22 protein-coding genes are annotated in these 24,072 nt (G+C 68.3%); 11 read left to right on the top strand and 11 right to left on the bottom strand.

Annotation, left to right across the window (positions count from 1 at the left end):
- Nucleotides 1–28: 28 nt before the first annotated feature.
- The gene (locus WJ12_RS06110) at nt 29–493 is read right to left on the bottom strand and encodes a GNAT family N-acetyltransferase (RefSeq protein WP_059560584.1); all 465 of its coding nucleotides are present in this window, start codon (nt 491–493) and stop codon (nt 29–31) included.
- Nucleotides 486–1,454 (bottom strand): agmatinase, encoded by a 969-nt coding sequence (gene speB / locus WJ12_RS06105; protein WP_069245603.1) that lies wholly within the window; start codon nt 1,452–1,454, stop codon nt 486–488. Before speB ends, WJ12_RS06110 begins: the two co-directional genes overlap by 8 nt.
- Before the next feature lie 128 nt (nt 1,455–1,582).
- On the opposite strand from speB, the gene WJ12_RS06100 reads away from it, so the two are divergent.
- A complete protein-coding gene (locus tag WJ12_RS06100; RefSeq protein ID WP_059560589.1) occupies nt 1,583–2,500 on the top strand; it encodes a LysR family transcriptional regulator in 918 nt (305 codons plus the stop codon).
- A 28-nt stretch (nt 2,501–2,528) separates the two neighbouring features.
- Here the strand turns inward: WJ12_RS06100 and WJ12_RS06095 are convergent, their stop codons facing one another.
- From WJ12_RS06095 to WJ12_RS06065, 7 genes are all read right to left on the bottom strand, one after another.
- Nucleotides 2,529–3,158 carry an NAD(P)H-binding protein gene (locus tag WJ12_RS06095; protein ID WP_059560592.1) on the bottom strand — a complete coding sequence of 210 codons (630 nt, stop codon included), beginning with the start codon at nt 3,156–3,158 and terminating at the stop codon, nt 2,529–2,531.
- A gap of 330 nt (nt 3,159–3,488) precedes the next feature.
- Nucleotides 3,489–4,880 (bottom strand): dihydrolipoyl dehydrogenase, encoded by a 1,392-nt coding sequence (gene lpdA, locus WJ12_RS06090; RefSeq protein WP_034186603.1) that lies wholly within the window; start codon nt 4,878–4,880, stop codon nt 3,489–3,491.
- Nucleotides 4,881–4,885: 5 nt separating this feature from the next.
- Complete coding sequence (locus WJ12_RS06085; protein WP_059560595.1) at nt 4,886–6,190, bottom strand: dihydrolipoamide acetyltransferase family protein; 1,305 nt, start codon at nt 6,188–6,190, stop codon at nt 4,886–4,888.
- A 1-nt stretch (nt 6,191) separates the two neighbouring features.
- Complete coding sequence (locus tag WJ12_RS06080; RefSeq protein WP_034186601.1) at nt 6,192–7,232, bottom strand: alpha-ketoacid dehydrogenase subunit beta; 1,041 nt, start codon at nt 7,230–7,232, stop codon at nt 6,192–6,194.
- A 2-nt stretch (nt 7,233–7,234) separates the two neighbouring features.
- Nucleotides 7,235–8,467, bottom strand: coding sequence for a 3-methyl-2-oxobutanoate dehydrogenase (2-methylpropanoyl-transferring) subunit alpha (locus WJ12_RS06075; protein ID WP_034186600.1), 1,233 nt, complete (start codon nt 8,465–8,467; stop codon nt 7,235–7,237).
- Between the two features lie 401 nt (nt 8,468–8,868).
- Nucleotides 8,869–9,495 (bottom strand): flavin reductase family protein, encoded by a 627-nt coding sequence (locus WJ12_RS06070; RefSeq protein WP_034186599.1) that lies wholly within the window; start codon nt 9,493–9,495, stop codon nt 8,869–8,871.
- A 195-nt stretch (nt 9,496–9,690) separates the two neighbouring features.
- Nucleotides 9,691–10,590 (bottom strand): LysR family transcriptional regulator, encoded by a 900-nt coding sequence (locus WJ12_RS06065; protein ID WP_059560597.1) that lies wholly within the window; start codon nt 10,588–10,590, stop codon nt 9,691–9,693.
- A gap of 157 nt (nt 10,591–10,747) precedes the next feature.
- On the opposite strand from WJ12_RS06065, the gene WJ12_RS06060 reads away from it, so the two are divergent.
- From WJ12_RS06060 to WJ12_RS06015, 10 genes are all read left to right on the top strand, one after another.
- Nucleotides 10,748–11,869 (top strand): alkene reductase, encoded by a 1,122-nt coding sequence (locus WJ12_RS06060; RefSeq protein WP_059560600.1) that lies wholly within the window; start codon nt 10,748–10,750, stop codon nt 11,867–11,869.
- A 76-nt stretch (nt 11,870–11,945) separates the two neighbouring features.
- Nucleotides 11,946–12,374 (top strand): DoxX family protein, encoded by a 429-nt coding sequence (locus tag WJ12_RS06055; protein ID WP_049033532.1) that lies wholly within the window; start codon nt 11,946–11,948, stop codon nt 12,372–12,374.
- Between the two features lie 102 nt (nt 12,375–12,476).
- Nucleotides 12,477–13,481 carry a quinone oxidoreductase family protein gene (locus WJ12_RS06050; RefSeq protein ID WP_059560602.1) on the top strand — a complete coding sequence of 335 codons (1,005 nt, stop codon included), beginning with the start codon at nt 12,477–12,479 and terminating at the stop codon, nt 13,479–13,481.
- 880 nt (nt 13,482–14,361) lie between these two features.
- Entirely contained in the window at nt 14,362–15,387 is a 1,026-nt protein-coding gene (locus WJ12_RS06045) for a LacI family DNA-binding transcriptional regulator (protein WP_049033538.1), read from the top strand.
- Between the two features lie 63 nt (nt 15,388–15,450).
- The gene (locus tag WJ12_RS06040) at nt 15,451–16,479 is read left to right on the top strand and encodes an ABC transporter substrate-binding protein (RefSeq protein WP_059560605.1); all 1,029 of its coding nucleotides are present in this window, start codon (nt 15,451–15,453) and stop codon (nt 16,477–16,479) included.
- A gap of 17 nt (nt 16,480–16,496) precedes the next feature.
- Nucleotides 16,497–17,321: an ABC transporter permease gene (locus WJ12_RS06035; protein ID WP_034186592.1), complete on the top strand. Its 825-nt coding sequence runs from the start codon at nt 16,497–16,499 to the stop codon at nt 17,319–17,321.
- 10 nt (nt 17,322–17,331) lie between these two features.
- Nucleotides 17,332–18,228: an ABC transporter permease gene (locus WJ12_RS06030; RefSeq protein ID WP_034186591.1), complete on the top strand. Its 897-nt coding sequence runs from the start codon at nt 17,332–17,334 to the stop codon at nt 18,226–18,228.
- Nucleotides 18,229–18,241: 13 nt separating this feature from the next.
- Nucleotides 18,242–19,273, top strand: coding sequence for an ABC transporter ATP-binding protein (locus WJ12_RS37170; RefSeq protein WP_059560608.1), 1,032 nt, complete (start codon nt 18,242–18,244; stop codon nt 19,271–19,273).
- A gap of 86 nt (nt 19,274–19,359) precedes the next feature.
- Entirely contained in the window at nt 19,360–20,184 is an 825-nt protein-coding gene (locus WJ12_RS06020; protein WP_059560610.1) for a phosphodiesterase, read from the top strand.
- Nucleotides 20,185–20,337: 153 nt separating this feature from the next.
- Nucleotides 20,338–21,537, top strand: a complete 1,200-nt coding sequence (locus WJ12_RS06015) for an MFS transporter (protein WP_059560613.1) — start codon at nt 20,338–20,340, stop codon at nt 21,535–21,537.
- Between the two features lie 21 nt (nt 21,538–21,558).
- Here WJ12_RS06015 and WJ12_RS06010 read toward each other — a convergent pair whose 3' ends face one another.
- Both WJ12_RS06010 and WJ12_RS06005 read right to left on the bottom strand, forming a co-directional pair.
- On the bottom strand, nt 21,559–22,737 hold the full coding sequence (locus tag WJ12_RS06010) for an EamA family transporter (RefSeq protein ID WP_059560749.1): 1,179 nt from the start codon (nt 22,735–22,737) through the stop codon (nt 21,559–21,561).
- Between the two features lie 525 nt (nt 22,738–23,262).
- Nucleotides 23,263–24,051: a molybdopterin-dependent oxidoreductase gene (locus tag WJ12_RS06005; RefSeq protein WP_034186587.1), complete on the bottom strand. Its 789-nt coding sequence runs from the start codon at nt 24,049–24,051 to the stop codon at nt 23,263–23,265.
- Nucleotides 24,052–24,072 lie beyond the last annotated feature (21 nt).

Genomic DNA, 24,072 nt, shown 5'->3' with positions numbered 1-24,072 from the left:
AGTATCGAGATCCGGACAGCGCATGCGGTCAGGCGCCCTGCCTCACCTGAAGCGTCAGGATTTCATCGCCGGCTTCATCGAGCCTGCCGGTCGGCGTCCAGCCGAGATGTCGATAGAAGCCGTGCGAGCGCGACGCGGGATCGGTCGAGCAGCCGAGAAACAGCGACGTGAAGCCGTTCGCCGCGAAATCGTCGATCACGCGCCGCAGCAGCCGCTTGCCGATCCCCGCCCCTTCGTACTCGGGCAGGATCGCGAGCACGACGATCTCGCCCGAAGCGGTAGCGCCGAAGCAGTAGCCGACCATGCGCCCGTCCGTGCAGCAGACATGGCCCGCGAACCGGCCGTCCCGGATCCCGTCGCCCCAGCTTTCGACGGTGATGCCGAGGTTGCGCAACTGCGTTTCGGTGAACGCGTTCTCGCGTGTCTTGCCGCGCAGTGCGATGCACGCGGCCGCGTCGCCGGGCACGGCCTTGCGCCAGATGAGGTCATCCATCGATCGATGTTTCCTTGGTGTGCCGCCGGCGCGACGCATACAGGCAGATCAGTTCCAGCGCGATCGTCGCGCCAGCCAGCGACGTGATTTCAGCATGATCATACGGCGGCGACACCTCGACCACGTCCATGCCGACCAGGTTGATGCCGTCGAGGTGACGCAGGATCTCGAACGCCTGGTGGCTCGACAATCCGCCCGACACCGGCGTACCGGTGCCCGGCGCGAACGCCGGGTCGAGACAGTCGATGTCGAACGTCAGGTACACCGGATGATCGCCGACCCGCTCGCGAATCCGCGCGGCGACCGCGGCCGGCGTCGACGCATGCACGCGGCGCGCATCCTGGATGTCGAATCCCATCGGCTCGTCGTTGGTGGTCCGGATGCCGATCTGCGCCGATCGCGCGGGCACGACCCACCCTTCCTGCGCCGCGTGATAGAACATCGTCCCGTGATCGATGCGCTTCACGTCGCGGTCGGGCCAGGTGTCGGTGTGCGCATCGAAATGCACGAGCGACAGCGGGCCGTGCACCTTCGCATGCGCCTTCAGCAGCGGATACGTGATGAAGTGATCGCCGCCGAGCGTCAGCATCGCGCAGCCGCGCGCGAGGATCGCATCGGCATGCCGTTCGATCGCACCCGGCACCGATTCCGGCTGCCCGAGATCGAACGCGCAATCGCCGTAGTCGACCGCGGCCAGCACGTCGAACGGATCGAACGACCACGGCCATGGCCGCTCCCACGCGAGGCCCGTCGACGCGATCCGCAACCCGCGCGGGCCGAAGCGCGTGCCGGGCCGGTGCGACGCGGCGGCGTCGAACGGCACGCCGGTGATCGCGAGATCGACGCCGTCGAGATCGCGGCTGAAACGCCGCCGCATGAAGCTCGTCGCGCCCGCAAACGTCGGTTCGGCCTGGGTGCCGTGGAGGCTGTCGCGCGTAAACGCGAAATCGTTCTGGCTCATCGTCGGATTCCTGTCTGAAGGGGACACGGCCGCGCGGCTGGCGACCTCGTGCCCGATTCTGCCGCCACGGCATCCAACGAAAAATATGAACTAACATAAGCCGACTTCACGAAATGCGATGTATTGCCATGCTGACCCGGCTCCGAGACATGGATTTGCAGTTGCTGCGGCTGTTCCTGACGATCGCCGAGTGCGGCGGCTTCAGCGCCGCGCAGGGCACGCTCGGCATGGCGCCTTCGACCATCAGCACGCAGATGGCCAAGCTCGAGACGCGCCTCGGGTTCCGGCTGTGCGATCGCGGCAAGCGCGGCTTCCGGCTGACGCCGAAAGGCGAGCGCGTGCTGCAGTCGACGCGGCGGCTCCTGCAGGCGATGGACGTGTTCACGCGCGACACGCAGCACGTGTCGGGCACGTTGCTCGGCGAGCTGCGCGTGGGTTTGTCCGAACGGCTCGCGCCGGACATCGTCGAATCGATCGCGGCGGCCGTCGGCCGTTTTCGCGAACAGGCGCCGGACGTGCTGATCGAGATGCTCGCGGTTCCGCCCGACGAACTGGAGCGCAGGCTGCTGAAAGGCGAACTGCAGCTCGCGATCGGCTATTTTTCCGGCCATCAGGCCGGCCTGCACTACGCGCCGCTGTTCGTCGAACATCAGTCGCTGCATTGCGGCGCACGCCATCCGCTGTTTGCGAAAAAAAGCGTGTCGGCGAGCGACATCGCGCGCGCGAGCAACGTCGCGCGGCTCTACAAGACGAACACGTCGGGTGCGGCGCTGCGCAACGCACAGCCGACCGCGTTCTCCGAAAACGTCGACGCCGACGTGATCTTCATCCTGTCCGGCGCGCATGTCGGGTTCCTGCCCGACCACGTCGCGGCGCCGTGGATCGCTGCCGGGAAGATGCGCCGGCTGCTTGCCAGCAAGCTGAGCCACACGGTCGAATTCCAGCTCGCGACGCCGCGAAACCGCGACGGCAGCGACGCGATGGACGCGTTCACCGCGGCGCTCGCCGAGCAGTTCGGCGGGCTCGATGACTGGTCGGGCCGGTAACCGGCTACGCGAGGCAGCCCGCCGCGCGTCAGACGAGCCGGTCCGATGCGACGACGTGCACGCCCGGCCGCGCGTCGATCGCGGCATCGACCAGCGCACGCGCGATCCGCGACGCCGGATTCACGCGCCACTTCGCCGGCAGCACCGGCCCGACCGCGTTCAACGCGAACACGAACAGCCGCTCGCCGAACCTGAATTCGTCACGACTGCCGCCGATCAGGCCCGGCCGCACATAGGTGAGCGACGCAAAGCCGACGCCGGCCAGCGCCTGCTCGACCTCGCCCTTCACGTGGTTGTAGAAGATGCGCGACGCGGCATCCGCGCCGAGTGCGGAATTCAGCACGTAGGTCGGCGTGCCGTGCCGGTGCGCGTGCCGCGCGACGGCCAGCGGATAATCGTGATCGACGCGCCGGAAGGCCGCCTGCGAGCCGGCGGCCCGCATCGTCGTGCCGAGCGTGCAAATGACCGCATCGGCCTGCCACCAGTCGGCCGTGTCGGGCAACTGGTCGAAATCGACCTCCAGCGCGCGCATCTTCGGATGCGGGGACAGCGGCCGGCGCGCGAGGACGATGACCTGATCGACCCGCGAATCGGCAAGCGCGACTTCGAGGACGTGGCGCCCGACGAGTCCGGTCGCGCCGACGAGCAGCAGTTTCATGTCCGGTTCTTCCGTGTGAAGCCTGCGTTGGCGGGCCCGATGCGGCCCGGTTTCCGGCTATCGACATGATCCCCGGCCGGCCGCTCGCGCACAACCCGTCCGTTGTCTCCAAAAATTACCGACCGGGCGTCTTCCCTGTCCTGTCGCGCGCCACGACGCGGCCGACGCCGGCCCGATCGACAGCCGGCCTTCGGCGATCAGCGCCGGCGCGGAAGCCGGCATCGATGCATTCCGCATACCGACTGGATGCACACGACGCAAGCGTGAAAAAGCACGAACCGCCGATGCCCGCATGGCACACCGGCGGTTCCGTTTCAGGCGGCCCGCCTATCAGACATGCAACGCGTGCCCGAGCGCGCGCAATGCGGCCTCCTGCAGCGCCTCACCCAGCGTCGGATGCGCATGGATCGTGCCGCCGATATCCTCCAGCCGCGCGCCCATCTCCAGCGACTGCGAGAACGCCGCGGCCAGTTCCGACACGCCGCGTCCGACGGCCTGCCAGCCGACGATCAGGTGATTGTCGCGTCGCGCGACGACGCGCACGAAGCCGTCGGTCGCCTGCAGCGTCATCGCGCGCCCGTTCGCCGCGAACGGGAACGATGCGCTCACGCAATCGACGCCGGCCGCATGCGCATCGTCCGGCGACCAGCCGGCCGTCACGATCTCGGGATCGGTGAAGCACACGGCCGGAATCGACGCCGGCACGAACTGGCGGCGCCGGCCGGCAATCAGCTCGGCCACCATCTCGCCTTGCGCCATCGCGCGATGCGCGAGCATCGGCTCGCCCGCGACGTCGCCGATCGCCCATACGTTGCGCATCGACGTCCGGCACGTGTCGTCGATCCGCAGCGCGCGGCCGTTGCGATCGAGCTGCAGCGTCTCCAGCCCGAATCCGTCGACGCGCGGCCGGCGGCCGACGGCCACCAGCACGCGATCGGCCGGCAGCGTCTGCTCGGCGCCGTCGGCGGCCTGCACGCGCACCGCGCCGTGCTCCGCCAGCCCGAGCACCTGGTGGCCAAGCCACAGCCGGACGCCGAGCCGTGCGAGTGAATCGGCAACCGGCCGCCCGAGTTCCGCATCGTATGCAGGCAGCACGCGCTCGGCCGCCTCGACGACGCTGACGTCGACACCGAGCTTGCGATAGACGGTCCCGAGTTCGAGCCCGATGTACCCGGCGCCGACGACGACCAGCCGCTTCGGCAACGTCGCGGGCGACAGCGCCTCGGTCGACGACACGACGTGCCCGCCGAACGGCATCGTCGGCAGCTCGACCGGCTCGGAACCCGTCGCGAGCAACAGGTGTTCGCAACCGATCCGCACCGAATGATTGCCGGTGACGACGTCGACGGTCTTGCCGTCGATCACGTGGGCGTCGCCGTGCAGCACGCGCACGCCGTTTTTCTTGAGCAGCGCGCCGACGCCGCGCGTCAGCCGGTCGACGATGCCGTCCTTCCACGCGACGCTTTTCGCGATGTCGAGCTCGGGCGTGCGCACGCGGATCCCGAGCGCGCCTTCGCCCGCCTGGCCGCACGCCTGTTCGAACGCATCGGCCACGTGGATCAGCGCCTTCGACGGAATGCAGCCGATGTTCAGGCACGTACCGCCGAGCCGGTCGCGCTCGACCAGCACGGTCGGAATGCCGAGCTGGCCGGCGCGGATCGCGGCGACGTAGCCGCCCGGGCCGCCGCCGACGACGAGCAGTGTGGTGTGTTCGTTCTTCATCGCGCTCACTCCACGAACAGCAGTGCCGGGCGTTCGAGCACCGCGCGCACGGCCTGGATGAATTCGGCCGCATCCGCGCCGTCGACGACGCGATGATCGAACGACGACGACAGGTTCATCATCTTGCGCGCGACGACCGCCCCGTCGCGGATCATCGGCCGCTCGACGATCCGGTTCACGCCGACGATGCCGACTTCCGGGTGATTGATCACCGGGGTCGACACAATGCCGCCGAGCGCGCCGAGGCTCGAAATCGTGATCGTCGACCCGCTCAACTCGTCGCGCTGCGCGCGGTTCGCGCGCACGGCATCGGCGAGCCGCGCGATTTCCGCCGAGATCGACCACACGTCGCGCGCTTCGGCATGGCGCAGCACGGGCACCGTGAGCCCGCCGTCCGTCTGCGTCGCGACCCCCATGTGCACCGCGCCGTAACGCGTGACGACGCCTGCTTCGTCGTCGAAACGCGCGTTGATCTGCGGGAAATCGCGCAGCGCGATCACCATCGCGCGGATCAGCAGCGGCAGCGGCGTGAGCTTGCCGCGCGTGTCGCCGTAGCGTCGGTTCAGTTCCGTGCGCAACGACTCGAGCTCGGTGACGTCGATTTCCTCGACGTAGCTGAAGTGCGGGATGCGGCGTTTCGCTTCCTGCATCTTGCGCGCGATCGCGCGGCGCAAGCCGATCACCGGCACCTCGGTCTCGTCGTTGCGTTCGTCGTAGCCGTGCGCGTGCACCGGCCGCGCCGCGCCGCCGCCCGCATACGCATCGAGGTCCGCGTGCAGGATCCGCCCGGCTTCACCGGTGCCGCGCACATAGCGCAGCTCGATGCCCATGTCCCACGCGCGCTGACGCACGGCCGGCGACGCGAGCGGCCGTTCGCCCGGCGCGAGCGCCGCGCGCGGCTGCGCCGCCGGTGCGTCACGACGCGGCCGCGCCGGAGCGTCGCTCGCCGTCGGCCGTGCAGGCGGCTCGGCCGGCACGTCGACCGCCGGCTTCGCCGGCGCCGCCGCGACCGGTGCGGTTGCTACCTTTGTTTCCCGCACCGGTGCGCCGGCCTTCAGGTTACCGTCGCCTTCGACTTCGAGTCGAATCAGCTCGCTGCCGACCGCCATCATCTCGCCGATCCGGCCGCCCAGTTCGATCACCTTGCCCGTCACCGGCGACGGAATCTCGACCGCCGCCTTGTCGGTCATCACGTCGGCGAGCGGCTGGTCTTCCTTGATCGTCTGCCCGACTGCCACATGCCAGGCCACCAGCTCGACCTCGGCGATCCCTTCGCCGATATCCGGCATCTTGATGACATGAATCCCCATTTCACGCCTCCATCACGCGTCGCAACGCTTCACCGACCCGGGCCGGCCCCGGAAAGTACGCCCATTCCTGCGCATGCGGATACGGCGTATCCCAGCCCGTCGTGCGCTCGACCGGCGCTTCGAGATGGTAGAAGCAGTGTTCCTGAACCAGCGAAACGAGTTCCGCGCCGAAGCCGCAGGTGCGCGTCGCCTCGTGCACCACGACGCAGCGCCCGGTCTTGCGGACCGACGCGACGATCGTGTCGAGATCAAGCGGCCACAGCGTGCGCAGGTCGATCACCTCCGCGTCGATGCCCGTCTCCTCGGCGGCGGCGAGCGATACATGCACGGTCGTGCCGTACGTCAGCACCGTCACGTCGCTGCCGGGCCGCGCGATGGCGGCCGTGTCGAGCGGCACCGTGTAATAACCCTCGGGCACCGCGCTCGCCGGATGCTTGAGCCACGACGTGACCGGCCGTTCGTGATGGCCGTCGAACGGCCCGTTGTACAGCCGCTTCGGCTCGAGGAAGATCACCGGATCGTCGTTTTCGATCGACGCGATCAGCAGCCCTTTCGCGTCGTACGGATTCGACGGCATCACCGTGCGCAGCCCGCACACCTGCGTGAACATCGCCTCCGGGCTCTGGCTGTGCGTCTGGCCGCCGTAGATGCCGCCGCCGCACGGCATCCGGATCGTCATCGGCGCGGTGAACTGGCCGGCCGAGCGATAGCGCAGCCGCGCGCCTTCCGACACGATCTGGTCCGACGCCGGGTAGAAATAGTCGGCGAACTGGATCTCGCACACCGGGCGCAGCCCGTACGCGCCCATTCCGACCGCCGCGCCGACGATCCCGCCTTCGGAGATCGGTGCATCGAACACGCGCGACTTGCCGTATTTGTTCTGCAGTCCTTCGGTACAGCGGAACACCCCGCCGAAATAACCGACGTCCTGCCCGAACACGACCACGTCGCTGTCGCGGCCGAGCATCACGTCCATCGCGGAGCGCAGCGCCTGGATCATCGTCATCGGCTGCGTCGCCGTGTCTGTCTCATGTTGCGCCATGATCATGCTCCCAGTTCCTGGCGCTGACGGCGCAGGTGCGCGGGCAGCTCCTTGTACACGTCGTCGAACATCGAGGCCGGCGACGGAATCCGGTCGTCGGCCAGCGTCCCGTATTGCTCCGCTTCCTTCTGAGCGGCAATCACCTCGGCCTCGAGTTCGGCCGTCAGCGCCTCGTGTGCGCTGTCCGACCAGATGCCCTTCGCGATCAGGTGACGCTTGAAACGCTCGATCGGGTCGCCGAGCGGGAAATGGGACCAGTCGTCGCTCGGCCGGTACTTGGTCGGATCGTCCGACGTCGAATGCGCGCCCGCGCGGTAGGTCACCCACTCGATCAGCGTCGGGCCGAGATTGCGGCGCGCGCGTTCGGCGGCCCAGCTCGACGCCGCGTAGATCGCGAGGAAGTCGTTGCCGTCGACCCGCAGCGACGCGATCCCGCAGCCGACGCCGCGCCCCGCGAAGGTCGTGCCTTCGCCGCCCGCGATCGCCTGGAACGTCGAGATCGCCCACTGGTTGTTGACGACGTTCAACACGACCGGCGCGCGGTACACGTGCGCGAACGTGAGCGCGGTATGGAAGTCGGCTTCGGCCGTCGCGCCGTCGCCGATCCACGCGGACGCGATCTTCGTGTCGCCCTTGATTGCCGACGCCATCGCCCAGCCGACCGCCTGGATGAACTGCGTCGCGAGGTTGCCGGAAATGGAGAAGAAGCCCGCTTCGCGATCGGAATACATCACCGGAAGCTGGCGGCCCTTCAGCGGGTCGCCTTCGTTCGACATCAGCTGGCAGATCATCCGTTCGAGCGGCACGTCGCGCGCGATCAGGATGCTCTGCTGCCGGTAGGTCGGGAAGCACATGTCGCCGTCGCGCAGCGCCATCGCGTGCGCGGTGCCGATCGCCTCCTCGCCGAGGCTCAACATGTAGAAGGAGATTTTCTTCTGGCGCTGCGCGATCATCATGCGCGCGTCGAAAATGCGGGTCTTGAGCATCGCGCGCAGCCCGGCGATCAGCCGCGCGTCGTCGAGCTCCGGCGCCCACGGGCCGACGGCCTGGCCGCTGTCGTCGAGCACGCGCACGAGGCTGCGGGCGAGATTGGCGGTGTCCGCCGCGGCCACGTCGATCGGCGGGCGGCGGACCGCGCCGGCCGGCGATAGATGCAGATAGGAAAAATCCGTCTTGCAGCCCGGACGCCCGGTGGGCTCCGGCACATGCAGACGCAATGGCTCTGACAGGCTCATCGTGTCGTCTCCACGCTCGATTGTGTCTCACGCTGTTGGGAACGCGCGGCCGGTTGCCGGCCTGCGCGCGGGTTGACGCGCGGATAAGCGCTTCAACCTTGGAAATCTATGCCTTGCGGCGCCGGGCGTCGATGTCCAAGCCGCTCGTTCGTCGTGAGCAGATTTGCCATGGCAGAGGTCCACGGCGCGCGTGGGGCGGGCGGAACCGGCGAAGGATGTGGTTGCTGCAGTGCAAGACCGCCGGGCCGGCCGCGATCGGGCATCGGGGGCGGACGAATCGGCCCGTCCCTCTCATGCGAGGGTACGAAGCAAAAGACCCCGCGACATCGTTGCGCTGCGCGGGGTCCTTTCAGGTTCGGGCGCTTCGGCGCCCGGTCGCCGGCTTGCGCCGGCGCGATCGATCACGCGTCGGGACGGAAAATGTCGAAGCGACTGTCGGGCTTTACGTGCACGTAGGCCGACGGACCGCCCGCACGAAGAATGATGCCGGCGCCAAACGTGTCGAAGATGCCGTCCTTCAGCAGGTCGTGGCGGATATGGACGGCGATGACTTCGCCCAGCACGAGCGTTGCCGGCGTTTCGACACCGTGATGGTCGCGCAGGCGAATCACGTCGGTCACCTTGCATTCGAAGTTGACGCCGCTTTCCGCGACGCGCGGCACGTTGACGAGGCGCGACGGCACCGCGGTCAAGCCGCCGAGTTCGAACTCGTTCACGTCGTACGGCACGGCGGCGCAGGTCTGGTTCATCCGCTCGGCGAGCTCGCGCGTCGCGAGGTTCCACACGAACTCGCCCGTCTCCTGCACGTTGCGCAGGCTGTCCTTGGCGCCGGTACTCGAAAAGCCGATGATCGGCGGGCGATAGTTGAACGCGTTGAAGAAGCTGTATGGCGCGAGGTTGAGTGTGCCGTCGCTGCCGCGAGAAGAGATCCAGCCGATCGGGCGCGGGCCCACGATCGCGTTCAACGGATCGTGCGGCAGGCCGTGGCCTTGCGACGGTTCGTAATAGTGATGGGTCGAGTCGGTCATGACGATGTTTTTGCGTGACGCAAACGATGTTGGAGGCGGTCGGCGGGACGCGTGTGCCGATGGCGACCCACGCGTCCGGTACGACGGGCGTCGCCAGTATCACATGACGCCGTTTTTGCCGCAGCGCAGCGGCAACGCCAATGAAGGCTTCGCGTGTCCCGGTGCCCGCGTTGTGCCGGTGCGCGGCGCCGCGCTTCAGGCGTCCGGTTCGCCGGGACGCGTCAGATGGTCGATCAGCCACTGCGTCGCGGGTCCGCACGCACGATCGGCCCGCCTGATCAACGACAGGCCGTATCGAAACACCTCGCGATCCGACAACCGCACGACGGCCAGCCGGCCTTGTCGCAAGTCATCGTCGACCAAATGCATCGGCATCGAGCCCCAGCCGAGCCCCTCGAGCAACAAGCGATGCTTGGCGCCGAGGTCCGCAGTCTTCCATGTGCGGGTCGCATAAACGCCGAACGACTGCCCTTCGGTCAGTTTGCTGCGGTCCGTCAACACGAGTTGCGTATATTCGCGCGCCTCGGACAGAGCAACACGCCCGCGGCGCTGCGCGAGCGGATGCGTGGGCGCAGCGACCGTGACCAGCTCGATCGAGCCCATGGACGTTGCATCGATGGCATCAGGCCAGTTTTGCGCAGGCCCGCTGATGCCGAGGGCGCATCCGCCGTCGACCACCAGCTTCATCACCCCACCGAGCGCTTCGATGGTGAGGTTGAGCGCGACCGTCGGAAATTCGTCGGCGAACGCGCCCAACCCATCGACGAGTCTCGCCAGTGGAAACATCACGTCCACCGCCAGCGACAGTTCTGCTTCCACGCCTCCGCGCAACCCGGCGGTTTTGGCCAGCAACTGGCCTGCCAGCATGTCGAGCCGCCGGGCGTCGGCCAGGACGATTTCACCGGCCGCCGTCAACGTCGGCCGCCGCTTGCCACGTTCGAACAGCGGCACGCCGAGCAACGACTCGAGATTGGCGATCGCGTAACTGACGACGGATTGGGCGCGCTCGAGCCGCCGGGCCGCGCCGGAAAAACTGCCGGCTTCGACAACCGCGATGAACGCGCGCAATTGATCCAGATTGGGGCTTCGCTCCATGATCCATCAAGAAAATGGATTTTAACGATCCATTTTAGACGATTGTTTAGATTACAGCCTTCTCCTAAATTCCTGCTCAGCAGCGTTCGAAGCGCGCATGCCGGACATCCCGGATCGCGCCTCGGCGCCCTCGTGAACACCACAGGAAAATCGAATCATGACGCTCGACAGCTCCCTTCCCCGCCGTTCGGAAACGGCCGGCCCCACGTTGTTCGACCCACTCGAGCTCGGCCCGGTCACGCTCGGGAACCGCATCGTGATGGCACCGATGACGCGCAGCCGCGCCGGCGCCGGCGATGCGCCCGGCGCGATCAATGCCGTCTACTACGCCCAGCGCGCGTCCGCCGGCCTGATCGTTACGGAAGGCACGCAGATCTCCCGGCAGGGCAAGGGTTATCCGTCCACGCCGGGGATTTACAGCGATGCGCAGATCGCCGGCTGGAAGCGGGTGACCGATGCCGTGCATCGCGAAGGCGGCCGCATCTTTGTCCAGCTCGCGCACGTCGGGCGCATCGGCCACCCGGATCTGCAGCCCGACGGCGCACTACCCGTCGCGCCGTCGGCCATTCGACCGGACGGCCAGGCATTCACGCCGAGCGGCCCGCAACCGCATCCCGTGCCACGCGTGCTCGACACGCACGAAATTCCCCGCATCGTCGAGCAATACGCGCAAGCGGCACATGCCGCGTTGCAGGCAGGCTTCGATGGTGTCGAAATTCACGCGGGAAACGGCTATCTGCTCGACCAGTTCCTGCGCGACGGTACGAACCGGCGCACGGACCCGTACGGCGGCACGATCGACAAGCGTATCCGGCTGCCGCTCGACGTCGTGCGCGCGGTCGGGCATGTCGTGGGTCCCGGTCGCGTGGGCGTCCGCATTTCTCCGGTCACGCCGTATTTCGGCGGCATCGCGGACAGCCACCCGCAGGCGCTGTTTGACCGGTTCGCCGACCGGCTCACCGGTCTCGCGGCCTACCTGCATGTCGTCGAAGGCATTCCCCAGGTGGCGGCCGATCAGGCGCCGCCATTCGACTATCGCGCATTGCGCCGTGCCTTCGGTGGACTCTACGTCGCTAACGGCGGCTACACGAAAGCGCGTGCGCAACAGGCACTGGACGAGGGCAGTGCCGATCTCGTGTCGTTCGGTTACCCGTTCATCGCGAACCCCGATCTGGTGACGCGCATTCGACACGATCGCCCGCTCGCGCAGGCCGACATGTCCACCGCTTACGGCGGCGGCGAGGCCGGCTATACCGACTATCCGGCGCTCGACGCATAAGCGGAAAGCCGCTCGACAGCACAAAGATCACCCGCCAGGATCAGCGATCCATCCACCCAATAATTACGGATTCCATATGATTAATTCGATCAATCGCACACTCTACCGGACGGCCGTGCAAACGCCCGTCGTCAACATCCTGCTCTCCGTGCTCGTACGGCTTCTCATCGCCGGCGTCTATCTCGGCGCGGGGATCAGCAAGGTCTTCAACTATGCGGGCACCCGGCTATACATGGAGCACATGGGCGTATCGGGCGCGCTGCTTCCGCTCGTGATCGTCGTCGAGGTCGCCGGCGGCCTGGCGCTGATCACGGGCTTCATGACACGGCTCGCGGCGCTCGGACTCGCGATCTTCTCGATCATCGCCGCGGCGATCTTCCACGGCGGCGGCGACCAGACTCAGCAGACGTTCTTCATGATGAACCTGTCGATGGCAGGCGGTCTGCTCGCACTCGTCCTGAACGGAGCCGGTCGTGTCGCGTTCGATCGCGCTCAACCGGACTGATCCGCCGGGCATCGGGCAACACGCCTCCACTGCGCGGCCGGAGCCGGCCCGCGCTTCATTCATCCCCGGGGGCGAGCCCCCCTTTGCAAGCGAGATTTTTTCATGAGCAGCATGCATGCCATCCAGATCGACCGTGTCGGCGATCCTTCCGTCCTCCGTCCGGTCGTGATCGAGCGTCCGACGCCTGCCGCCGACGAGGTTCTCGTGCGGGTCACGCGTGTCGGACTGAACTTCGCGGAAACGCTGCAACGCGCCGGCACCTATCCGGGTCCGGCGCTGACGCTGCCGGCAGTGCCGGGCTCGGAAGTCGTCGGCACCGTCGCTGCCGTGGGCGCGGATGTCCGGAATATCCAGATCGGCGCGCGCGTCGCGGCGCCGCTGTTCGGCGCGATGCGCGCGACCGGGGGCTACGCCGAATACGTGACGCTCGGCGCCGCGCTGATTACCGCGATTCCCGACGAAGTCTCCGACGACGACGCGGTCGCCGTGATGCTGCAGGGGCTGGTGGCCCGCGTGCTGCTGCGCGAGACGCCCGTGGCCGCACGCACGGTCGCGATCACCGCCGCAGCCGGCGGCGTCGGTTCACTGCTGATCCAGCTGGCGAAACTCGACGGAGCACGCTCGATCGTGGGCCTCGCGGGTTCAACGGACAAGTTGCGGGCAGTACGCGCGCTCGGCGCAGATCAAGCCATCAGCTATCGCGACGGCGACTGGGCCGACGGGTTGCGCACGGCGCTCGGCGGCACCGGACCCGACGTCGTGTTCGATTCGATTGGCGGAACGGTGGCCCGCACGCTTGCATCCGGCCTCGCGACATACGGCCGCTTCGTCAGCTATGGCGCGGCCAGCGGCCAGTTGCTCACGGTCGACGAAACCCTGATGAATATACTGATCTTCGGCTGCCGTTCGCTGTCCGGCTTCGCGCTTCATGCGTTCCTCACCAACGACGTCGTGCACAGGGCCCTCGTTGAACTGTTCGGCTTGCTGGCAACCGGCAAGCTGAAACCGCTGATCGGCGGCAGCTATGGATTCGACGCGATCGCCGACGCGCATCGGGCACTCGAAAGCGGTCAAACGACCGGCAAGCTGATATTGCGCGTCGAATGAGTAGGTGATGCACCGCGGCCGACCTGTGCCGGGATATCGCGCTCGCATCATCAGAAACGAGCCATGCGAACGGGCAGGTCTCGGATGGCCGGGGATCTGCCAACGCTTCACCAGCGGCAACATCCGTCCCCGACACCGCGGCCTCCGACGAATGGCCAGGCCGCACAAACAAAAAACCCGCGAGCGCTTCAATTCTCGCGGGTTTTTTCAGACCTTCATCGAAACGCATCGAAGCGATCGTGGTGCCGGGGACCGGACTCGAACCGGCAAGCCAGTTAAGGCGGCGGATTTTCGTCACACTGCTTCTTTCAAAGCCGGCGTCGCGTAAGCGAAGCCGTTCGTGCGCTGGACTATGCCTTCACCGTCGCGCGCGGGCGTGACCGCTGCCCGTGCGCCTTAGGCGCCCCCCGTCTAGTCTCTACACCTTCCTCGCGGATGCCGCGAGGCTTGGCTCGGCGTTGCCTCGATGCGCGCATCAGGGGTTTCGCCGAATTTGAAGGGTTCTGCACCGACCGTTTCCGGCCGGGCACTCAATCGTTTAAGTCCGCTATGTTTACCAATTTCATCACCCCGGCAAGAGGGCGGACGCGATTCTACCATTGCTTGCGCATGCGTTCCCTTATTCTGCCGCACCGCATCGCGACACCGGCCGCCGTCGCGCGGATGCACTCCCGCCCGCTCGCCGTCGCTACGACAGGGCCGCCGGTTTCGTCGCGCGCCGCGCCCTCCCCGCTACAATCAAGCCCGCGTCGTCCGACGGCCCCAACCGTCTGACGTTTGTATCGTGCTTTTTTGCGAAACAAGCGTCGCGTGCGTCATCGCGAAGTCACAAACGTTTTCGATAATTCCCTCGCCGAAAACGTTTACATCGCGTTATTTCATGACCTCGACCATCAAGGACGTCGCTGCCCTCGCGGGCTTCTCGATCGCCACCGTCTCGCGTGCGATCAACGCCCCGCATACCGTCAGCCCCGCCACGCTGCAGACGATCCGCACCGCGATCGATACGCTGCAGTTCCGCCCGAGCCCGCTCGGCCGGCAACTGCGCGGCGAACGCACGCGACTCGTCGGCGTCGTCGTGCCGACGCTGTCGAACCCCGTTTTCGCCGACTGCCTGCAAGGCATCGACGCGCTCGCGACCGCGGCCGGCTTCAAGCTGATCGTGATGACGACCGAGTACGACGCCGCGCGCGAACGCCATGCGATCGAGACGCTGCGCGAGCAGCGCGTCGAAGGGCTGATCCTCACCGTCGCCGACGCGGACACGCACCCGCTGCTCGACATGCTCGACCGCGACGGCCCGCACTACGTGCTGATGCACAACGATACGCAACGCCGCCCGTCGGTGTCGGTCGACAACCGCCGTGCCGCCTACGACGGCGTGCGGCTGCTGATCGCGCGCGGCCACCGCCGCGTGCTGATGCTGGCCGGTTCGCTCGCCGCGTCGGATCGCGCGCGCCAGCGTCATCTCGGCTATGCGCAGGCCCTCCAGGAAAGTGGCATGGCCACGCTGCCGCCGGTCGAGGTTGACTTCAACGCACCCGAGCTGCCCGAAGCCGTGCTCGCGCATCTCACCGCGCACGCCACACGCCCGACCGCCCTCTTCTGCAGCAACGACCTGCTCGCGATGGTCGTGATGCGCGGCCTGCGCCGCGCCGGCTTCTCGATTCCCGACGACCTGTCGGTACTCGGCTTCGACGGGATCGCGATCGGCGAACTGCTCGCGCCGCCGCTCGCGAGCGTGGCGACGCCGAACCGCGACATCGGCCGTCACGCGTGGCGGCGTCTCGTCGAATGCATCGGCGGCACGACGCTCGAGCGCACGTCGCTGATCCTGCCGCATGCGGTGCGCGACGGCGCGACGGTCGCACCGCCGTCCATCGATCTGCAACGGCGCCAGGCCTGAACGCAGGCCGCCCCCGACAACCCCACCACCCCAGCGCACCACCCACTCGCCCGGAGACCCACCGTGTCCTTTCGCCTGACCTCGCTGCTGCGCGCGCTTGCCGCGCCGCTTGCCCTTGCCGCGCTCGTCGCCGGCGCGCCCGCCGCCCACGCCGACGAAACGGCGATCTGCTACAACTGCCCGCCGGAATGGGCCGACTGGGCCGCGCAGATCGCGGCGATCAAGCAGAAGACCGGCATCCGCGTGCCGTTCGACAACAAGAATTCGGGCCAGTCGATCGCGCAGCTGATCGCCGAACAGAAGAGCCCGGTCGCCGACGTCGTCTACCTCGGCGTGTCGTCGGCCTTCCAGGCGAAGGACAAGGGCGTGATCGCGCCGTACAAGCCCGCGCACTGGAACGACATTCCCGCGAACCTGAAGGATCCGCAAGGCTACTGGTTCGCGATCCACTCGGGCACGCTCGGCTTCTTCGTGAACAAGGACGCGCTCGACGGCAAGCCGGTGCCGCGTTCGTGGGCCGATCTGCTGAAACCCGAATACAAGGGCATGGTCGGTTATCTCGATCCGTCGAGCGCCTTCGTCGGTTATGCCGGCGCGGTCGCCGTCAACCAGGCGTTGGGCGGCAGCCTCGACAACTTCAAGCCGGCCCTCGACTGGTTCCGCAAGCTGAAGGCGAACGCGCCGATCGTGCCGAAACAGACTGCGTATGCACGCGTGCTGTCCGGCGAGATTCCGATCCTGCTCGACTACGACTTCGATGCGTATCGTGCGAAGTACAAGGACAGCGCGAACGTCGAGTTCGTGATTCCGAAGGAAGGCACGATCGCCGTGCCGTACGTGATGAGCCTCGTGAAGGGTGCGCCGCACGACGCGAACGGCAGGAAAGTGCTCGACTTCGTGCTGTCGGACGAAGGCCAGAAGCTGTGGGCCAACGCCTACCTGCGCCCGGTACGCGCGCAGGCGCTCGGCGCCGACGTCGCCGCGAAGTTCCTGCCGGCGAGCGAGTACGCACGCGCGAAATCGGTCGACTTCGGCAAGATGGCGGCCGGCCAGCAGGCGTTCGGCCAGCAGTACCTGCAGGTGATGCAGTAAGCGGCAGGACACAATCGATGCTCGACCTGACTTTTCCGCTGCGCTGGCGCGTCGCGCTCGTCGCGCCGGCGCTGGCGGTGTTCGCCGCGTTCTGGCTGCTGCCGATGGCGGCGCTCGTGCAGGTATCCGCCGACGGCGCGTTCCTGTCGCACTACGCGGCGCTGCTCGGCAATGCACGTTACATGAAGAGCCTCGGCGAGACGGTCGCGCTGTCCGCGGGCGTCACGCTCGCGACGCTCGCGCTGTCGACGATCTCGGGCCTCCTGCTCGCGCGCCGCGAGTTCGCCGGCAAGCGCGTGCTGCTCGCGCTGCTCACGTTTCCGCTCGCGTTCCCGGGCGTCGTCGTCGGCTTCATGGTGATCATGCTCGCCGGCCGCCAGGGGCTGATCGGCATGCTGTCGGCAAAGCTCACCGGCGACAAATGGGTATTCGCGTACTCGGTCGCGGGCCTGTTCGTCGGCTACCTGTACTTCTCGATTCCGCGCGTGATCGTCACCGTGATCGCGGCCGCGTCGAAGCTCGATGCGTCGCTCGAGGAAGCCGCGCGTTCGCTCGGCGCGTCGCCGTGGCGCATCTTCGTCGACATCGTGCTGCCCGCGCTCGCGCCCGGGCTGATCGCGGCCGGCGCGATCTGCTTCGCGACCGCGATGGGCGCCTTCGGCACCGCCTTCACGCTCGCCACCGACCTGAACGTGCTGCCGATGACGATCTATACCGAGTTCACGCTGAACGCGAACATCGCGACGGCGGCCGGCCTGTCGATCGTGCTCGGCATCGTCACCTGGGCCGTGCTCGCGCTCGCGCGCCGTTTCACCGGCCACACCGCCGCCGCCGCGGCCTGAGGATTCCCGCATGCAATCGCTTTCCAGCTCCTCCGCGCCGTCACCGGCGCCCGCTCCCGCGCAGGCGAACGGCGTCGCGCGGCGCGCGCCGCACGTCACGGGCGCGCGCGCGATCGCCGCGCTGCAATGGGGCGTCACGCTGCTGCTGTGCGCGTTCCTGATCGTGCCCGTCGTGATGTCCGTGCTCGCGGGCCTGACCGTCAACTATTTCCGCGGCCTGTCGAGCGGCCTCACGCTGCGCTGGCTCGAACAGGTGTGGCAGCAGTATCACGGCTCGGTCGCGCTGTCGCTCGAAGTCGCGTTCGCGACGCTCGCGATCGTGCTCGTCGCCGGCGTGCCGGCCGGCTATGCGCTCGCGCGCAGCAAGAGCCGCGTCGCACGCGCGATCGAGGAGGCGCTCGTGCTGCCGGTCGCGCTGCCCGGGCTCGCGTCGGCACTCGCGCTGCTGGTCGTGTACGGCGGCTTCACCGCGTTCCGGATGAGCCTGTGGTTCATCGTCGTCGGCCACGTCGTGTTCACGCTGCCGTTCATGGTGCGCGCGGTGGCCGCCGTCGCGGCCGGCGCCGACCTGCGCACGCTCGAGGAAGGCGCGGCGAGCCTCGGCGCGTCGTTCGTCACGCGCTTCGTCACGATCGTGCTGCCGAACCTGCGCCCCGGCATCGTCGCGGGCGCGCTCGCGGTGCTCACGCTGTCGATCGGCGAATTCAACCTCACGTGGATGCTGCACACGCCCGACACCAAGACACTGCCGGTCGGGCTCGCCGATACCTATGCGTCGCTGCGCCTCGAAGTCGGCAGCGCGTACACGATCCTGTTCCTGCTGATGACGCTGCCGCTCCTCGTCGCGATGCAGTGGCTCGGCGTCGATCCGTCCGGCACGCGTGCGCTCAAGCAGCGCCCGCGCTGAATTTTTCGCTGATATGAAACTCGATTCCACTCCCATCACCCTGACCCGTTGCGCGAAGACGTTCCGCGGCACGCGCGTACTCGAACCGCTCGACCTGTCGATCGGCGCGGGCGAGACACTCGTGCTGCTCGGGCCGTCAGGCTGCGGCAAGACGACCACGCTGCGCCTGATCGCGGGCCTCGACACGCCGGACGCCGGCGGCACGATCGCGTTCGGCAACGACGACGTCACCGCGCTGCCGATCGAGCGCCGGCAGGTCGGCATGGTGTTCCAGAACTATGCGCTGTTTCCGAACCTGACGGTGCGCGGCAACGTCGGCTACGGGCTGAAGATCCGCAAGACCGAGCCGCGCGCGCTGCGTGAACGCGTCGACGAACTGCTCGCGATGATGCGGCTCGACGCGCATGCGGACAAGCCGGTCGACCAGCTGTCGGGCGGCCAGCGCCAGCGCGTCGCGCTGGCCCGCGCGCTCGCGGTGCGGCCGCGCGTGCTGCTGCTCGACGAACCGCTGACCGCGCTCGACGCGAAACTGCGCGACGTGCTGCGCCGCGAGATGAACACGCTGCTGCGCGAGCTCGGCGTGACGACCGTCTACGTGACGCACGACCAGGCCGAGGCGATGGAACTCGGCGACCGGATCGTCGTGATGGGCGCGGGCCGCATCGAGCAGATCGGCACGCCGCGCGACATTTACTACCACCCGGCGAACCGCACCGTCGCACAGTTCATCGGCACGCTGAACCGGCTCGCCGGGCAATGGCGCGACGGCGCGCTGGTGACGACGGGCGGCGCGATCGCGACGCCGCACGCCGCCGACGAATGGTTCTTCCGCCCGGAGGACGCGCAGCTCGCCGATCCCGCGCATGCGCCGCTGCGCGGCGCGGTCGGCGCGTGCGCGTTCCTCGGCGAGCGCACGCGGCTCACGATCGAACACGCGGCACCCGATGCGCTCGTGATCGACGTGCCGGGCCGCATCGCGCTCGCACGCGGCACGGCGGTCGGCCTCACGATCGCACCGGAAGGCCTGATCGCGCTCGGCGCGTGACCCGTCGTTCGGGCATCATTCCCGCAGCCCCCACCGCGGCGCACGACAGCGCCGCGACAACAAACAGACGATTCCGAGGAACGACGATGCTGCTTGCTCAAATCAGCGATCTCCACATCAAGCGTCCGGGCCAGCTCGCGTACCGGCGCGTCGACACGGCGGCCGCGCTTGCGCGCTGCATCGCGAAGCTGAACGCGCTCGAGCCGCGTCCCGACGCCGTGCTCGTCACCGGCGACCTGACCGACTTCGGCCACGACGAAGAGTACGGCAACCTGCGCGGGCTGCTCGCGGCGCTCGAGATTCCGTACTACCTGATGATCGGCAACCACGACGACCGCGCCGGGCTGCGCCGTGCGTTTGCCGCGCGCGCCGAATTGCAGGACGGCGCATTCGTGCAGTACGCGCTCGACGTCGGCGCGGTGCGCGTGCTCGCGCTCGATTCGCAGGTGCCCGGCGCGAGTCACGGCGATCTGTGCGACGCACGGCTCGCGTGGCTCGCCGCGCAGCTCGACGCCGCACGCGACCGGCCGGTGATCGTCGCGCTGCATCACCCGCCGTTCGTGGCGGGCATCGGCCATATGGACAAGCTGCGCCTCGCGCCGGCCGCTGCCGCGAAACTCGACGCGCTGCTGCGCGGTCATCCGAACGTCGAGCGGGTGCTGTGCGGCCACGTGCACCGCACGATGTTCACGCGCTTCGGCGGCACGCTCGCGGCGGCGGTGCCGTCGCCCGCGCATCAGGTGGCGTTCGACCTGCGGGCCGACGCGCCGTCCGCGTTCCGGCTCGAACCGCCGGCGTTCGCGGTCCATCGTTATGCGCCCGATACGGGGATGACGTCGCATCACGTGTACGTCGACGAAGGCGCCGGCCCGTATCCGTTCTACGAACCGACGGGCGAACTGGTCGACTGACGGCTTGCGGCACGCACGACGGCGGGCGGCGGCCGGTTCGTCGCCTGCCCGGCAGGATTCGCGTCGCTCCGGTATGATCGGCAGCCTCGACCGGCGCTCGGCCCGCCTGTGCACCCGACGCTTGCCACGCCGTCCAACTTCGTCCGCGCAGCCATGTCCACCGCCTCCACCGACCGTCCGACCGACACCGCCTCGCCCCACTACTCGCGCAGCCTGCTGTTGCTGCTCGCGACGATCGCGGGCGTATCGGTCGCGAACATCTACTACAACCAGCCGCTGCTCGACAGCTTCCGCTCGACTTTTCCCGACGGCGCGTCATGGATCGGCGCGGTGCCGACCGCGACGCAGCTCGGTTATGCCGCCGGCATGTTCCTGCTCGCGCCGCTCGGCGACCGGTTCGACCGCCGCGGGCTGATCCTGATGCAGATCGCCGGCCTGTCGGTCGCGCTGATCGTGGCGGCCACCGCGCCGTCGCTGGCCGTACTCGCCGCCGCGAGCCTCGCGATCGGCGTCCTCGCGACCATCGCGCAGCAGGCCGTGCCGTTCGCCGCCGAAATCGCGCCGCCCGCCGAACGCGGGCATGCAGTCGGCACCGTGATGAGCGGCCTGCTGCTCGGCATCCTGCTCGCGCGCACGGCCGCCGGTTTCGTCGCCGAGTATTTCGGCTGGCGCGCGGTGTTCGCCGCGTCGGTCGCGGCACTCGTCGTGCTCGCCGCCGTGATCGTGATGCGGCTGCCGCGCAGTTCGCCGACGTCGACGCTGTCGTACGGCAAGCTGCTCGGCTCGATGTGGCATCTGGCCGTCGAACTGCGCGGGCTGCGCGAGGCGTCGCTGACGGGTGCCGCGCTGTTCGCGGCGTTCAGCGCGTTCTGGCCCGTGCTGACGTTGCTGCTCGCCGGCGCGCCGTTCCATCTCGGCCCGCAGGCTGCCGGCCTGTTCGGGATCGTCGGGGCGGCCGGCGCGCTCGCGGCGCCGTACGCCGGCCGCTTCGCGGACACGCGCGGCCCGCGCGCGATCATCTCGCTCGCGATCGCGCTGTTGGCGTTGTCATTCGTGATTTTTGCGGTGTCGGGTTCGAGCCTCGCCGGACTCGTGATCGGCGTGATCGTGCTGGATGTCGGCGTACAGGCCGCGCAGATCTCCAACCAGTCGCGCATCTACGCGCTGAAGCCCGACGCGCGCAGCCGCGTGAACACGGTGTACATGGTGTGTTACTTCATCGGCGGCGCGCTCGGCTCGTCGGCCGGGGTTGCCGCATGGCATGCGTTCGGCTGGACCGGCATGTGCGCGACAGGGCTGCTGTTCGCCGCGCTCGCGGGCTGGTCCCACCATCGCGGCGGCCGGCACGGCTGAGCGCGGCCGGCCACGGCGGCGTCACGCGTCGGCGCGCGGCACGGCCGGTTCGTCGACGGGCGGCGGCGCGAACGCCGGTGCCGGGTCGATCACCGCGGCGGGATCCATCACGGCAGCCGGCGCCGGCACCGCGAGCGGAACGGCGGAAGGCGCGAGGATCGGCGCCGCTTCGGGAATCGCGATCTGCTCGGGGGCGGCATCGGCCGCCGCCGCGGGCGCGTGCTCGGCCGCCACGGCCGCCGAACCGTCGGCCGCCGCCCGTGCCGCCGGCCGACGCGCCGGATCGAACACGAACGACAGCGCGACACTGCCGAGGATCGCGACGGTCGCGACCACGGTCGCCATCGTCACCGGCTCGCCGAGCAGCAGCGCACCGAGCGCGACCGCGACGATCGGGTTCACGTACATGCAGCTGCTCGCGATGATCGGGCTCGTATGGCGGATCAGATAGCCGTATGCGACATACGCGGCCATCGTGCAGAACACCATCAGGTACAGGAACGCGAACACCGGCCCCACCATCACCTGTTCGATGCGTTCGCCGATCAGCCAGGCGACGAGCGTCGAAATCAGGCCGCCGAGGCCGATCTGCAGCGACGTCGACAGGAACAGGTCCGACGGCAGCCTGAGCCGCGTCGCGAGGTGCGCGCCGCCCGCCCAGAACAGCGCGCCGGCCAGCACGCAGATCGTGCCCAGTGCCGAATTCCGGGCCGCCGCGCCACCCGAGTTCAGCACGACGATACCGACCATCCCGAGCGCGACGGCCGCCCACTCGCCCTTCGTCACGGGCCGCCCGGCCACCGCCGCGATCACCGTCGCGAACAGCGGCACGGTCGCCACCATCACCGCGGCCGAGCCGCTGCTGACCGAGCTGATCCCCAGCGCGATCGTGCCGGACGACAGCGCGACGAGCATCGTGCCGACGATCCCCGCGTTGCGAATTTCGAGCAGCGTCGGCCATTCGGGCTTGCGTCGCAGCGCGAAGATGAACAGGCCGATCCCGCCGAGCAGGTTGCGCAGCCCCGACAGCAGCAGCGGCGGGAACGACTGCAGCGCGAAATGCAGGCCGCTGTAGGTCGAACCCCAGACGAAATAGATGAACACGAGCGCCAGCGCGACCCGGCCGCCGCGGCTTTGCGGCAGGCGGATCCGGAACGAAAAGCGCGCGAGGAAATCGAGCAGGCGGTCGAGCGGCGTCATCGTGCAGCCCGCCCGCACGTCACGCCGCGTGCCCCGCTGAAAGACGCCGGCCATGCCGGCAAACGGTCCTGGCGGGACCGGAAAGGCAGAGCGAACGTGCGGAACGACATGGCAGTGCGAACGGCGACGAAAGAGAACCGGCGAGCGGCGGCAGAGGGACAAAAAAAACGTGCGCACCCGCTTCGGCTGCACACGCTCGGCATTATGGCATCAAGGATTCGAAAGCATCGTCAGACCTGTCTGAAAGCATAAAGACTGACGTTTCGGCGCGACATTTTTCGGCCCGCACGCGGATGAAATCCGGGGCCGGATGAGCGGAACGCGCGCGCACCCGCGCAATCCGGGGCCGTCGAATCCGGCGTCGGCCAAACGGCCCGCCGTGCGCGCCGGTCCGTCCGTCGCGCCGGTCGTGACGGACGACGGGTCGGCTCGACGCGTTCGCGAACAGGGCCGCTGCGGTCGGCCCGCCTGTCGATCTTCAGGTGCGCGAATCCGCGTGCCGGACGCGCGCGCCCCGCGCGCCGCTCACGATCCGCCGAACCAGTTGTAGCCCTGATCGACCCAGTAGCCGCCCGGGAACGTATCGGTCACGAAGATTTCCATGATGTGCTTCGGATTCTTGTAACCGAGCTTGGTCGGCATCCGCAGCTTCATCGGGAAGCCGTACTCCGGCGGCAACTGGCGGCCGTCGTACTCGAGCGCGAGCAGCGTCTGCGGATGCAGCGCGGTCGGCATGTCGATGCTTTCGTAATAATCGTCCGCGCACTTGAAGCCGACGTATTTCGCCCGCGTGTCGGCGCCGGCGCGCGCGAGGAACGCGCCGAACGGCGTGCCGCCCCAGCGGCCGATCGCACTCCACCCTTCGACGCAGATGTGCCGCGTGATCTGTTCCGCATGCGGCAGCGCGCGCAGCTCGTCGAGCGTCCACACGCGCTTGCCCGTCACGCGGCCGGACAGCACGAGGCGATACGTCGACGCATCGACGTGCCGCACTTCGTCGATCCCGTAGTACGCGTTGAATGGGAACGGACGCGTGATGTCGGCCTCGGTGTAGGTCGGCGCGAGCCGGTCGGGGTTGAACAGCCAAGCCTGCACGCGATCGTTCATGCGCGACACTTTCTCGAGAAACGTGTTGACCGACGCGTCGTCCTGCAACGTGCAGCCGGTCAGCATCGCGAGGCCGCCGAGCGTCAGGACGCGCCGGTTGAAGAGCCGCCGCGACGGCATCTCGAGCTCGCGGCGCACGTCGAGTTCGAGCGACTTGCGGTCGAGCGTCCAGCGCGGCTCGTCGCGGCTTTTTTCGGATTCCGACATGATGATTTCCTTCGCCCGCGG

The sequence above is a fragment of the Burkholderia seminalis genome, assembly GCF_001718535.1.
GTDB classification, from domain to species: Bacteria; Pseudomonadota; Gammaproteobacteria; order Burkholderiales; family Burkholderiaceae; genus Burkholderia; species Burkholderia seminalis.
The sequence above is the reverse complement of the archived record's forward strand: the minus strand, read 5'-3'. Positions and strand labels throughout refer to the sequence as shown.